This is a genomic window from Myxococcus sp. AS-1-15 (assembly GCF_020037055.1).
Taxonomy (GTDB): domain Bacteria; phylum Myxococcota; class Myxococcia; order Myxococcales; family Myxococcaceae; genus Myxococcus; species Myxococcus fulvus.
The window spans coordinates 1-12,061 of the sequence record NZ_JAIQDF010000012.1 but is presented as its reverse complement, the minus strand read 5'-3'; the positions used below and the strand labels follow the sequence as shown (position 1 = coordinate 12,061).

Annotated in this window: 13 protein-coding genes and 3 tRNA genes; 11 read left to right on the top strand and 5 right to left on the bottom strand. The window is 67.8% G+C overall.

From position 1 onward, the window contains the following. Nucleotides 1-23: 23 nt before the first annotated feature. Nucleotides 24-1,040, bottom strand: coding sequence for a hypothetical protein (locus tag K8625_RS28500; RefSeq protein ID WP_223784472.1), 1,017 nt, complete (start codon nucleotides 1,038-1,040; stop codon nucleotides 24-26). An 87-nt stretch (nucleotides 1,041-1,127) separates the two neighbouring features. Next, entirely contained in the window at nucleotides 1,128-1,790 is a 663-nt protein-coding gene (locus K8625_RS28495) for a glutathione S-transferase family protein (RefSeq protein ID WP_223784471.1), read from the bottom strand. Nucleotides 1,791-1,988: 198 nt separating this feature from the next. Between K8625_RS28495 and K8625_RS28490 the strand changes: the two genes are divergently transcribed. Then, the gene (locus K8625_RS28490) at nucleotides 1,989-2,966 is read left to right on the top strand and encodes a hypothetical protein (protein WP_223784470.1); all 978 of its coding nucleotides are present in this window, start codon (nucleotides 1,989-1,991) and stop codon (nucleotides 2,964-2,966) included. Nucleotides 2,967-2,977: 11 nt separating this feature from the next. Here K8625_RS28490 and K8625_RS28485 read toward each other — a convergent pair whose 3' ends face one another. Beyond that, the gene (locus K8625_RS28485) at nucleotides 2,978-4,045 is read right to left on the bottom strand and encodes a serine/threonine-protein kinase (protein WP_223747784.1); all 1,068 of its coding nucleotides are present in this window, start codon (nucleotides 4,043-4,045) and stop codon (nucleotides 2,978-2,980) included. A 284-nt stretch (nucleotides 4,046-4,329) separates the two neighbouring features. Between K8625_RS28485 and K8625_RS44580 the strand changes: the two genes are divergently transcribed. Continuing rightward, a complete protein-coding gene (locus K8625_RS44580) occupies nucleotides 4,330-4,536 on the top strand; it encodes a LytTR family DNA-binding domain-containing protein (RefSeq protein ID WP_223784635.1) in 207 nt (68 codons plus the stop codon). 98 nt (nucleotides 4,537-4,634) lie between these two features. Next, nucleotides 4,635-4,892 carry a hypothetical protein gene (locus K8625_RS28475; protein ID WP_223747783.1) on the top strand — a complete coding sequence of 86 codons (258 nt, stop codon included), beginning with the start codon at nucleotides 4,635-4,637 and terminating at the stop codon, nucleotides 4,890-4,892. A 358-nt stretch (nucleotides 4,893-5,250) separates the two neighbouring features. Here K8625_RS28475 and K8625_RS28470 read toward each other — a convergent pair whose 3' ends face one another. Then, nucleotides 5,251-5,904: a glutathione S-transferase family protein gene (locus K8625_RS28470; protein ID WP_223784469.1), complete on the bottom strand. Its 654-nt coding sequence runs from the start codon at nucleotides 5,902-5,904 to the stop codon at nucleotides 5,251-5,253. Between the two features lie 89 nt (nucleotides 5,905-5,993). On the opposite strand from K8625_RS28470, the gene K8625_RS28465 reads away from it, so the two are divergent. From K8625_RS28465 to K8625_RS28435, 7 genes are all read left to right on the top strand, one after another. Next, nucleotides 5,994-6,803, top strand: coding sequence for a helix-turn-helix transcriptional regulator (locus K8625_RS28465; protein ID WP_223747781.1), 810 nt, complete (start codon nucleotides 5,994-5,996; stop codon nucleotides 6,801-6,803). 103 nt (nucleotides 6,804-6,906) lie between these two features. Further along, complete coding sequence (locus K8625_RS28460; protein WP_223747780.1) at nucleotides 6,907-7,065, top strand: hypothetical protein; 159 nt, start codon at nucleotides 6,907-6,909, stop codon at nucleotides 7,063-7,065. A 98-nt stretch (nucleotides 7,066-7,163) separates the two neighbouring features. Next, nucleotides 7,164-7,249, top strand: a tRNA-Tyr gene (locus tag K8625_RS28455). A gap of 44 nt (nucleotides 7,250-7,293) precedes the next feature. Then, a tRNA-Ile gene (locus K8625_RS28450) sits at nucleotides 7,294-7,364 on the top strand. A 6-nt stretch (nucleotides 7,365-7,370) separates the two neighbouring features. Then, nucleotides 7,371-7,443: transfer RNA gene (locus K8625_RS28445), tRNA-His, on the top strand. 59 nt (nucleotides 7,444-7,502) lie between these two features. Beyond that, nucleotides 7,503-8,561: an amidohydrolase family protein gene (locus tag K8625_RS28440; RefSeq protein ID WP_223747779.1), complete on the top strand. Its 1,059-nt coding sequence runs from the start codon at nucleotides 7,503-7,505 to the stop codon at nucleotides 8,559-8,561. Nucleotides 8,562-8,801: 240 nt separating this feature from the next. Then, nucleotides 8,802-9,077 (top strand): ABC-type transport auxiliary lipoprotein family protein, encoded by a 276-nt coding sequence (locus K8625_RS28435; RefSeq protein WP_223747778.1) that lies wholly within the window; start codon nucleotides 8,802-8,804, stop codon nucleotides 9,075-9,077. 259 nt (nucleotides 9,078-9,336) lie between these two features. On the opposite strand, the gene K8625_RS28430 is transcribed toward K8625_RS28435, so the two are convergent. After that, a complete protein-coding gene (locus tag K8625_RS28430; RefSeq protein WP_223784468.1) occupies nucleotides 9,337-10,161 on the bottom strand; it encodes a hypothetical protein in 825 nt (274 codons plus the stop codon). Between the two features lie 860 nt (nucleotides 10,162-11,021). Here K8625_RS28430 and K8625_RS28425 point away from each other — a divergent pair. Then, complete coding sequence (locus tag K8625_RS28425; RefSeq protein ID WP_223784467.1) at nucleotides 11,022-11,942, top strand: potassium transporter TrkG; 921 nt, start codon at nucleotides 11,022-11,024, stop codon at nucleotides 11,940-11,942. Nucleotides 11,943-12,061: the final 119 nt, after the last annotated feature.

Here is a 12,061-nt window from a genome sequence, read left to right as displayed (position 1 = left end):
CCTCCCTTGAGGCCGCGTCGGCGCTACAGGAACTCGTCCCCGCCCGTTGTCTCCGGCTCCTGCGCGGAGAGGAGGACCTTCCCAGGCACCTGCTCCACGCGCAGGCCCAGCCCCATCGCCGCCAACTCCTCGACCGCGGTGAGCGCCTCCATCACGGGCACGACGTCCGCGACCCTGGCGGGCACGGCGATGCGCTCGAGACGCGCGCCCACCTGTTCCAGCAACGCGTGAGCCGGGAGCGCCTCGACGTATCGGCCGTACAGAGAGGCGGGCGCGCACAGCTGAGCGACCTTCGAGGGAGGGACGGACGCGACGAACGCATCGAAGCGCGCCCTCACCTCCTCCGTTGAAGTCTCCTTCCTCCAGAAGCCGAGCAGGGAGCGAAGGAAGTCCAACAGTGGTTGCCCCAGCTTGCCTGCGACGACCTCCAGCGCTCGTTCAGCGCGCACGGCGTCGGGCTCCACGAAGTACAGCGGCAGCAGCTCTTCAATATCCGGCGTGTAGAGGGGCTCGGCGAGCTGCTCCGGTGCGCCCGCGAAGGCGCGCAGTGCCTCGGGTTCGAGCGGCGCCCCTCCGAGCCAGCGGCACCACAGCGCCTCCAAAGAGCCCGCGGAGCGCGACGCGCGACGCAGCAGATGGGAGCGTGCCTGCTCCACGCCTCCGAACAACACGACCGTCACCAGGTCGCCGAAGGCAGGCCCCTCGGGGAACTCGAGCGCATCCACACCTGTCCAGCGCGCGTAGCGGTTGCGCTTCAAGTCACGCTGGACCTCGCTCGCCACCTCGCTCCACGCGGACCAGGGCACGCCGAGCGCCGCGTAGTCCTTCCGGAGCCCCTCGTCCGCGGGGGCCGAGACTTCGTTGGGGCGCTTCTTGAAGTCGGCCCGTACGCGCTTGAGCTCCTTCGCGAGCGCGGGCAGCTCCTCCGAGGGACAGCCTCCTGTCAGCAGCCGGAGGCGGGAGACGGGAACGCCGGTCAGCTTGAGCAGCCAGGACTTGAATGCCGACCAGGCGGGTGCGGAGAGGTGTCGTGACTCCAAGGGCTGTCCTCGCTCAGTCGGCAGGTCCGCTCCCCGCGAGGGAGCATCACGCCAGGGTGCTCACGTCATGATAATCGCGGCGCGAAGCTAACGCGCGCTGCCCGCCGGGACGCCCAGACGCTGCTCATAGGCATCCAGCGTCCGCTGCCATGCGGGCCGTTGCTCACAGCGCTCGCGATAGGCGGAGACCCTCGGAAAGCCCTCCAGCACGCCCGCGTTGCGGACCTCACGCAGGACGGTGACCATCAGGATGTCCGCCACGGTGAACGCCTCGCCAGCCAGATACGGACGGCCCTCCAGCCAGGCCTCCACCGCGCCCAGCACGCGCTCGGCATACTGGACCACCCCGGGACGCCGCTGCGCGCCAGTGGGGTCCGCGGCGCCGAACAGGTCGATCATCACCAACTGGAACAGCGGAGGCTCGACGCTGTTGAGCGCGGCGAAGCACCACCGCATCACCTGGGCGCGGCCTTGGAAGTCCGCGGGCATCAACCGGCCCGTCTTCTCCGCGAGGTACAACAGGATGGCGCCTGATTCGGTGAGCACGAAGCCCTCGTCTTCGAGCACCGGCACCTGGGCAAAGGGGTTCATCCGCCGGAACTCCTCGCTCCCGAGCTCCCCCGCGGGATGGTCCACGCCGTGGACCCGATAGGGCACGCCGAGCTCCTCGAGCGCCCACAGGACGCGCAGATCCCTCGTGAGCCCCACCACCTTCGAGTTGACGCGGCCAAAGCCATGGACCGTGAGCATTCTCGCAGTATTGGCTCCCGCCCACCTGCCGTCGAGGCCCGCGAGGCACCGTCCCGACGCTCTTTCGCGAAATGTCCGGCATGACCCTGGTTCGTCCGCAGTGAGGCGAGCGGACCGAGACAACAGCAGGAGCGCGCTCGCACGGTATGCTGCGAGGCCATGCACCCGACGCGTCGTCTCCTGTCTCGTGGAGCGTGGTTGTTCGACATCAATCCGCAGCGACTCATCGTCGTCCACGGAGCCGAGGGTGTTCGCCGGGAGCTGGCAGCGGACTCGCCGGGTCATCCCTCCGCGCCCGTGGTGCTCGCCGCGCTCGACGAGGCGAAGGACGTCTGGGTGGGGAATGGAGAGGGGCGTGTCTTCTCCGTGGGAGCCGATGCGAGCACTCCCGCCCAGGCTTTTCCGAGGGAGTGCTTCGATCTCACCACCGATGGAGACCGGCTCATCGGAGCGCAGGTGGACGGAAACCTCGCCCTGACCACCCTCTTCACGACCGATGGGTCCGGGCAGAAGTGGGAGCCCATGCCCCTTCCCGCCCCCGTGTCCGCCACGCACGGGTACGGATACTCCGAGGGGCTCCCACTTCCGGAGTCGCCTGACGGGGCGCTCCTCGACAGCAGCCCCTTCGGCATCACCGTCGTGGAGAAGGGCCGGGGCCGCGTCTACGTGCTCCGCTCGGGCGCGACTCAGCCGGAAGGAGCACTCCAGGTGGAGCCGGGCCATGAGCAGGACCTCTGGAGGGCCCTGGCCACGCCGCACGGCGTCCTCCTGCTGCTCATCGTCAACTACAGGCTGACGGGGCTCCTCCACTTCGCGCTCGACGGAACCCTGCTCGGCTCCCTCCCGCGCAGTGACAGCGATGAGGACGAGGATGAGCTGACCTGGGGTGGGGCCGGGATATGTGTCCTCGATGCGGACCGGGCGGCCCTCTTCGTCCAGGACAAGATGCTCCTGGTGTCCCTGCCCGGGCTCGAGGTGCTCGAGACGCTCGAAGGGGAATGGCCTCGCCCCGTGTCCGTGACGTCCGCCGGACGCGACCGGTGGTGGGTGGGCCCCGAGGACCGTGACGCGCTCTTCCTGCTCACCGCCGAGCCCGGCCAGCCCTTGCGCATCCACGCCACGAACCCTCCGGTGAGCCCGGGCGCGCCGCTCGAGCTTCGTGAACGTGTGGGGTGAGGACGCCGGCCCTACGGAGTCGTAGCGGGGGCCCGCGGGGGCTCGGGTGCGGCCCCCATCCGCCAGAGCAAGAGGCCGCCTCCGAGCAGCACCAGGAGCCCCACGGCCGCCGCGAGCATCCGACCTCGCGTCACGGTGAGCCGTGGCTGAGTCTCCAGGCGGTCCGAGGTCGGGCTCACCTGCTGGGCGAGCTGGGCCACGTGCTTCGGTTTCACTGACTCACCCGTGGAGCGGATGAACTTCTCCAGGTCCGCCTTGAACGCGTGGCAGTCCGGATAACGCTCATCCCGCTCCTTGGCGAGCGCTCGGGCGAGGATTTCACGTAGGGCGTCGGGCAGGTCCGGCCGGTGCCGCTCCGCGGGTATCATGGGCTCGGTCAGGATTGCCTGCATCACGCTCCTTTCGGGCGTGGCTTCGAACGGCCTGCGCTGGGTGAGCAGCTCATAGAGCACCACACCGAGCGAATAGACATCCATCCGCCGGTCCACCGGCGTGCGGCTCATGACGTCGGGCGCGTTGTAGACCTCGTCGTGAACGAGGGGAATCATGCGCGGCGTAAACCGGGACCGCAGTTCGTCGACGCCGAAGTCCACCATCATGGCCTTCCCCTGGTGTGACAGGAGGATGTTGTAAGGCCTGATACAGCGGTGGATGAGCCTCAGCGGCTCGCCCGTCTCGGAGTCCGCGAGGTCATGGGCGAAGGCGAGCCCCTCGCAGACCTGCGAGATGATGCGCGCGCACAGGGTCGCCGGAAGCGTCATCCGCTGGGCGGCCATGTGCTTGAGCACCTCGCGCAGGCTGGGGCCCTCGATGTGCTCCCTGGCGAGGAAGTACGTGCCGTCCGTCACACCGAAGTCGAAGACCTTCACGATGTTCGGATGGTCGAGCAGGGTGGCATGCCTCCCCGTGTCGAGGAACAGCTCCGCGAACCCCACATCCTCGGCCATGTCCGACCGGAGGCACTGGAGCACCAGCGGCTTCTCGCGCCCGCGCGGGCCGGAGACCTGGGCGAGGTGGTCCTCGATGATGCCGCCGAAGAGCAGTCGGGTGCGTGTGTATGGACCGAGTTGGGATGTCACGAGACGGATGATTAGCAGATGTGCCGCCCCCGATTTCGCGACAGGAGGCGAGAATCGGGCCGCCGCCTCGAACACCGCGACCCGACTCCCGCTCGAACGCCGGGTGGGTCAAGGACCGCCGGGCTTCGACTTGAGCTACAACCGTTCGTCGCGGAGCGCCTCGCCCTTCAGGAAGGACGTCATCCGCTCGAGGATGCGCGGGTCCGACTGGAAGAGCCCATCCTGTCCCGCGCCCTCCAGCACCAGGTGCACGGCCTTGGAGCCTCCGCGACGGGGGCACCGAGCTGAGCGAGACGGGCCTGGAGCGGCTCGAGCAACTGCTCCCCACCGACTTCGTCCGCATCCACCGCTCCTATCTCGTCCGAACGACGGACATCCGTGAGCTCGTCGCCTCGGAGGGCTCACGCACCGCAGTGGAGCTGCGAGACGGCACCCGCCTGCCCGTGGGTCGCAGCCGACTGCCCGTCCTGCGCAAGCGGCGGGAGGCGTAACCCCACCCGCGAACGGGGACACCCACTCCCTGCAACGACTTGCGTCAAACGCAGTCACGAACCGCACATGGTATGGTGTTCCCCTTCGAGGAGGACACATGCGGTCATTCATTCCTGGTGCGCTGCTGGCGACGTTGGTGGGCTGTGGCGGTCCCGTGACGCAGGAGGGCGAGCCGGACCTGGCCTCGCAGGAGGCACCGCTGCCGGACTGCTCCAACGAGCCGAACGCGAACCTCCACAGGTACTACAGCGACGCCACGTACACCGAGCTCATCGGTGAGTATGGTTGCTACTGCGGCGGGCTCTATGTCTGGGGTGGCCGGTCGAGCTATTCGGTGTACATCCAGGAGTGCTGAGCTGACGCATCCGGCGGCGACGGCATCCCCTCCAAAGACTGCCGTCCGCCTGACCGCTTGCACCGCGGCAGGGAAGCCCGAACCTCCTGTTCCAGGGGAGGATGACGCAGTTGGGACGGCTTCGCTTCACGCAGTCGTCCGACCTGCGCCCCTCGACCTGCCCGAGCGCGTCGGGCTCCTCCGCGGCCGGGCCCGGAGCCAACACGGCCCATCGGCAGCACCGTCGCAATCACTGCTCCGATGATGCCTGCTCGCATCTGGCCCTCCTCATGTGCAGTGCTGCCTTGTACGACCTCTCCAGGGCAGTACGAGAGGCGCTGGGATTGCCGCCCGGGCCGGAAGCAGTGAAGCCCGAGGCCTATTCCGGGGAGGCTCCCAGCACCGGAGTCAAATCCGGGTCTGCCTTCTGCATTGCCCGGCGATACGCCGGCCGCGCGCCAATGCGCTGCAGGTACGCCAGGATGTCCGGCCAGGGCGAGAGGTCATACGGCTTGAACAGCCGCATCGTGGTCAACGAGAACACGGTCATGATGTCCGCGGCCGTCAATGCGTTGCCGGCCAGATAGGGAGCCTCGCCCAGCCGCTTCTCCAGGGTGGAGAGGACGAGCGTGAAGCGCTCCCTGGCCGCCTGCAGCAGCGCGGAGCTTCCTGAAGGGTCGACTCGCTCCAGGTATCTCACCTGCAGGACGACGGGTTGCAACGTCCCGTTGGCGAAGTGGAACCAGTAGAGGTAGTCGGCGAAGCCGGGCTCGCCGGGCCGCACCGCGAGGCGGCCGCCTCCATGGGTCTGGATGAGATAGTCACAGATGGCCCCGGACTCCCCGAGGACCAGGTCTCCATCGGTGAGGATGGGGGCCGTGCCCATCGGGTGGAGCGCCTTGTACTCCGGCGGCGCGAGCCGGTTGTCGGCCCGGCGCGCATAGCGCTTCAGAGCATAGTCCAGCCCGAGCTCCTCACAGAGCCAGACGATGCGCTCGGACTGTGAGTGGCCGAGGTGATGAAGCGTCAGCAAGGCAGCACTCCTGCCCGTGGCGTTGTGGTGGTCATGCGCGAACCGTAGGCTGCGCATGGCACGGCGAAAAGACGTGCCCGGATACCGGTATGGCGACTACCACCCTCCCTGAATTCCTCCGCGCCCGCCGAGAGCGGCTCCAGCCCGAAGTGACTGGGAGGCGGCGCACGCCAGGGCTGCGTCGCGAGGAGGTCGCGGCGCGCGCCGGCGTGAGCGTCACCTGGTACACGTGGCTCGAGCAGGGGCGAGGCGGAGTCCCCTCCGACGACGTGCTCGAACGCCTCGCTCGCGCGCTCGAGCTCGACGACACGAACCGCGAGATGTTGTTCCTGCTCGCGCATGAACGCCCACCTCCGCGCCGGCACACGCCGCCCGCCGACGTCACGCCCGCCCTTCAGCGCGTGCTGGACAACCTCCGCGTGCCCGCGCTCGTGAAGACGCCGACGTTCCAGATCGTCGCGTGGAATCGCGCCGCCGTCGTGCTTTTCGGCGACTACGCCGCCATGCCGGAGCACGAGCGCAACATGCTGCGCCGGGTCTTCCACCCCAAGGCCACCACGTTCCTGCCCCACGCCGAGGACATGCAGCGAACCTGCCTCGCCGCGTTTCGCGTCGCCATCGCGCGCGCGGGCGCCACGCCGGAGGCGGCCGCGCTCGTCGACGAGCTGATGGCGACGAGCGAGGACTTCCGCCGTCTCTGGGCCGAGAACGAGCTGCACACGCACGGCGTGAGGCCCAGGCGGCTCGTTCGCCCCGACGTGGGTGAGCTCCGGTTCGAGGCGTCCATGTTCACCGTCGATGACAGCGACGGCCTCAGCATGGTCGTCCTCTCGCCGGTGGATGACGCCTCCGCGCGCGCGGTCGAGCAGCTGCTCCAGGAGCGAGCGCCGCCGCCCTGAGCCCCACCGCGCGGGCCCGCCAGGTACGACCCGAGGATGTTCGGAGCCTTTGTCAGGGACGAAAATCATCCACCGTGGATTCTCCCTGAAAGGAGCGGTGACCATGACCCCGGTGATGAAGCGGACGAGCCCGACGAAGTTCAGCTATCGCCACATCCTCTGGACCCGGCTCGACGCCGCCTCCCGTTCGCACGTGGACGCCGCCTCGATTTCCATCGTGGGACTCGGCCACATCCATGGCCATCCGCCCGCCCCCTGTTGACGCTCGCGCTCCGTCTCCGAAGCGCCGCGCCACGCAGAGGCCGGGCTCCCATCCAGGGGACCCGGCCTCTCGGCTTTCAGGGTCCCACTGCTCCTCCTGGGGACGTAGAGCGTTAGGGAAGACGCGCGGGCCTGTAGAGCCCGAGCCCGACAGGGCCCGCTGGGTTCGACTCCCAGCGTCCCCATTGCGTGGCGCAGGCCACGCACCTCAATCACAGACCTTGCATCACGGGGTATGGCTCTAAGGCAGAGTGCTCGTCTGATAAGCGAGCGGTCCCGGTTCGATTCCGGGTACCCCGACATCATGTTGGCCGAAGGCGAATGGTGAGCCACCGGGATGTGACCCCGGCGAAGAGGGTTCGATTCCCTCCCGTCAACCTCAACATTTGAAGCGCGGGGCGCTCGTGAGATAGGCATCGGGATTGAGGAGGCATCCCGATGAACGTCCGCCTGCCGAAGGTTGCCCTGGAGGAGGCCTATCTCCACCCCGCCGATGTGGCCCGAGTGCTCGGCGACGAGGCCGCCCTCGCCCAGCTCTCCGATGGCGGTGGCGTCACGACCGACTATTACCGTCCGATCCTGCCCCTCCTCGGTGATTTCGATGAGGCCCGCCTGCGCAGCATGGACGAGGCGGGCATCGCTCACGCCATCCTGTCCCTGACCGCTCCAGGCATCCAGCGCATCGTCGACCCGCGAAAGGCCGCCGCGCAGGCCCGGCTCGAGAACGACTTCCTGGCCGAGCGCATCGCGGAGCACCCCGACCGCTACTCGGGCTTCGCCGCCGTCGCGCTTCAAGCCGGTGAAGAGGCCATCGCCGAAGCGCGCCGGGCCGTCACCGAGCTCGGATTCAAGGGCGTGCTCATCAACGGCTACACCAACACCGCGGACCCGAACGTCGGTCTCTACCTCGACGACCCTTCGCTCCACGGATTCTGGGAGGCCCTCTGTGGGCTCGACGTGCCGGTCTACCTGCACCCTCGCCCAGCGCTTCCAGGAGGGCTGCTGGCCTACGCCGGTCACCCCGAGATGAAGGGCGCCACCTGGGGCTTCGGCACGGAGACCGCTTCCCACGCCGTGCGGCTCCTCCTGGGCGGGCACTTCGACCGGTTCCCGAGCTGCAAGCTCATCCTCGGGCACATGGGCGAGGGCCTGCCCGCCTTGCTGTGGCGAACCCAGAACATGTTCGAGCTGAACCGCTTCGACAAGCGACTCAAGAAGACGCTGCCGGAGTACTTCGCCGACAACATCTGGCTCACCACGAGCGGCAGCTTCTCCGACAGCGCCCTCACGAACGCCATCCTCACCGTCGGAGCCGACCACATCATGTTCTCGGTCGACTACCCCTACTCCGAAGCCGCGCCCGCGGCGGCATGGATCGACCGCGCCCCCATCAGCGAGCTCGACCGACGGAAGATCACCCACGGCAATGCCAGGGACCTGTTCCAGCTCCGGCTGGCCCCAAGCCCTCATGGGGTCCTCGCCCAGGGACACCGGTAACCAACCCCGTCGGTCTCTGCCGACTCGCAGAATCCATCGCTGACAGGGCGCTCCTGCTCCGAGGTCCCCAGGACCTCGTCTCCGCGGTGCGCCGTGGGTCTCTCCGGCCGGCGTCGCCCGAGCCGGGTCCTCGTTTCCGTGGAGTTTTTTCGGCTCCCCGCACGCGACCTCCCGCCCGGCCTCTCGTTGCTCTCCGCAGGGGTGAAACGGTGTCTTCGGGCCCGTGAAACAGGATGATTCGTGAGCAAATCAGGGGGCCTGGGAGTTCTCCTCTCGCCGCAGAACCCCCTGCGTCCCGCGGGAGGCTCGGTGACCTTCAGCGTGCGGGCGTTCGACATGTACGGCAACGAGGCGCCCGCATTCCTGGCCATGTGGACGGTGGTGAATGGCGGAGGCACGGTCGATGCCTCGGACGTCTTCTGCGTGGCGTCTCCCGCTTCGGGGGGAACGAAGGCGGTGGCGGTTGCTGCAGCTCGTGGAGTGGGACGTCCGTGCTCGGGCTCCTCGTCCTGGTGACGCTGGCGCTCGACTCGCGGAAGCGGCACACCCCGTTCTCCAACGCGTCCTGGTTGAGTCCCAGGTCGCGCGCGAGACCGGCGATGCGCACTTCCCCCTGCTCTGACTGGACGAGCATCGCGGGTATGGATTTTCGTGGGTGGAGACAGTCACCGTGTGGCGACGGGGTGCGGCTTCGACGACGTGAGCACGGTGCGGGATGACTGGGAGAGGAGCCTGGGCCCGCTGCAGACGAGCCCAGGTCTTGGGGGGAGAGGGATTACTTGACGCACCCGGCCCGGCCCCGCTTGACGGGGGAGAGGTCCATCTCCCACGTGCGGGTGCCGGCGTTGTAGTTGACGCTCACGCCGTCGTAATAGCTGTCCTGGTTGAAGCGACCGCCGAGCTCGGAGAGGAAGCAGGCGACGCCACCGGAGTTGTAGGCGAGGTCGCGGTTGATGGGGTCAGCGCCGGAGACCCAAAGCCAATTGCCGTGGCCTTCAGGGAAGTCGACGCACAGGGCGCGGGCGCCGCCGTCATCGGCGAGGTCACCGCCGAGGTACCAGTTGATGTTGTCATTCCAGACGCGGACGTAGTCGGCGGTGGAGTCGAATGCGCCGGAGGCTTCAATCCGGGTGAGGAAGCAGCGACGGTTGGGCGTCACGGCGCCGAGGAGCTTGGCGGCCTCGCCCTTGGACCACAAGACCTCGGGGGTTCGGTTGGCGGCGGTGTTGACGCACTGGACGGTGGTGGAGAGGGCCGTGCTCACGTATTGGTTGATGGAGAGGATCCACTCACCCCCGTAGATGTGGGTGCCGGCGGAGGCCCAACTGATGTCGTCAGGGAAGGCGGGCTGGAGGCTTCCGCCGAGGCCGGTGAGGAAGCAGGTACGGTTGGTGGAGGTGCCGATGGAAGTGGAGATGGATTCGGCCCGGTTTGTTCGCCACGTATAGGGGCTGGAGAGGCTGACCTGTTGCTCGACCTGGTCGACGGCCTCATCGGCGACGACGGGCGAGGCCGCCTCGAGAGTGTCGGCAGCGAGGGGCTCACCGCCGCAAGCGGCAGTGAAGGTGGCGAGAGGGAGGGCGAAAAGGAGGTTGCGCACGGCGAGACCTGTTCCTTTCAATGACAGCCACGCGAGAGCGGAAGGCAGCGTACCGAGCGTGGCCGAGGAGGCTCCGGACCGGAATACCGCGTCATGCGGGTCCGAATCACGGAGTGAGCCCGGGTAGAGCAACCCGAGTGCCAGTGCATGCTCCGAGGAGGGGCGCGAGAGGACCGGTAAGGTTTGCCGCGAGAACGGGGGCAAACCTTGCCGGCCGCGGCAGTGATTGCGATGAGGGCCTCTGTGGTTCGAGGGAGGACCTCGATTGGATTTGCGTCGGGCTCGTTGAGTCCGTTCAACTGTGGGAGAAGGACCCAACGATGCCGAAACCGAAGCCTCCATACCCGCCGGAGTTCCGAGCGCGAATCGTCGAGTTGGCGAAGGAGGGACGGACGAGAAGCAGGAACTGGCCCTGTGCCTCCCCAGAACTCGGTCGCTGCGTCATGGGCGCGCCAAGGCCAGTCCAATAGCGCGTCAAGGCGAGTGAGCGCGGCGCCCGGGCGGGACGGCTCGGCCCTGGTAGCTCAACGTGTGGGCAAAGATGGGCCCCGTCTCCGTCGTGGGCCGTGATGCAGGGCGGCAGCGAGTCGGTGGGCGCGTGGCCGCCCACGACCCGTCAACGTCCCTGACACGAGGGGACCTGCAGCACCTGGCGCTGCTGCCAGCCCGGGCAGGGAGGCCCGCACAAATTCCGCATCGCGAGGCCTCGCTCCACGCATCATGGCCTCTGCCACCGGAGCCGGAGAGGTTCATGGCGCCGGCGAGGAGTGGGGCACGAGGCCCCCGCGTGCCGGGCGTCCAGATTCACACTCGAAAAACTGGTGGGCCGCCCTTGGGTGATGGATGGTTGCCCCCACTCAGTGACGCCCCTCCTTCGCTCGCCCATACAGTGGCTCTGGCTGCGCTGGTCCTCCATCTCCCCGGCCATGCTGCTGGCCCTCTCCTTCGGGGTCCTCATCGCATTCGGGACGCTCGGACTGCTCTGGCTGCCGGGTTTGTACACCGGGCCGCGACTGGGGCTCCTCGACGCGCTCTTCACGATGACCAGCGCGGTGTGCGTGACGGGACTCACCGTCGTGGACACCGCCACGACCTTTACCCGCTGGGGTCAACTGTGGCTCCTCGTCTTCATCCAGTTGGGTGGGCTGGGACTCATCACCCTGGCCACCCTTGTCATTGGCGCGCTCGGCCGGAAGCTGTCCCTTCGCAGCGAGGTCATTGTCGGCGCCCCCATCGACTACACGCACCGACAGAACGTCGTGTCGCTGACCCTGCGGGTCGCGCGCTTCACCCTCTGGGTGGAGGCATTGGGGGCGCTGCTCCTGTGGCTGCTATGGCTGCCACGGTTCGGATGGAAGGAGGCGGCGTGGCATGCCGTCTTCCACTCAGTGAGCGCATTCTGCAACGCGGGCTTTTCGACATTCAGTGACTCACTGGTGGGCTTCGCGAGCGCCCCACTCACACTCTTCATCGTCTCGAGCCTCATCATTCTCGGGGGATTGGGCTACCTTTCAGGAGAAGAGGCGCTGCGCTGGTGGCGCGGTCGGAACCAACGCTCGCGGCGCATGAGTGTCCATACCTTCGCGGCACTGCTCGTCACGAGTGTCCTCCTCGTTGGTGGCGCCGTGCTCTTCACGCTCTTCGAGTGGAACGGGGTGCTGCGGTCCATGGGCTACGTGGACCGGGTCGCCAACGCCTGGTTCATGTCCGCCACGGCGCGCACCGCGGGATTCAACAGCGTGAGCTACTCCGAGGTGAGTGTTGCTGAGCGAAGTGGTTGATGGAGAGCGCGGTCGCGACGAGCGCGTTGGTTGCCGGGAAGAGATGTTGCAGGCCGTGCGGAGTCCAGCAGCGAGCCGGATTCTGGCGCGCCACGCTGCGTGAGGTAATCCACGGGGCC

Coding starts and splice junctions, on each gene's coding strand:
- K8625_RS28495 (WP_223784471.1), bottom strand. CDS start 1,790: ATGCTCACGGTCCATGGCTTTGGCCGCGTCAACTCGAAGGTGGTGGGG.
- K8625_RS28475 (WP_223747783.1), top strand. CDS start 4,635: ATGCGGTCATTCATTCCTGGTGCGCTGCTGGCGACGTTGGTGGGCTGT.
- K8625_RS28465 (WP_223747781.1), top strand. CDS start 5,994: ATGGCGACTACCACCCTCCCTGAATTCCTCCGCGCCCGCCGAGAGCGG.
- K8625_RS28460 (WP_223747780.1), top strand. CDS start 6,907: ATGACCCCGGTGATGAAGCGGACGAGCCCGACGAAGTTCAGCTATCGC.
- K8625_RS28440 (WP_223747779.1), top strand. CDS start 7,503: ATGAACGTCCGCCTGCCGAAGGTTGCCCTGGAGGAGGCCTATCTCCAC.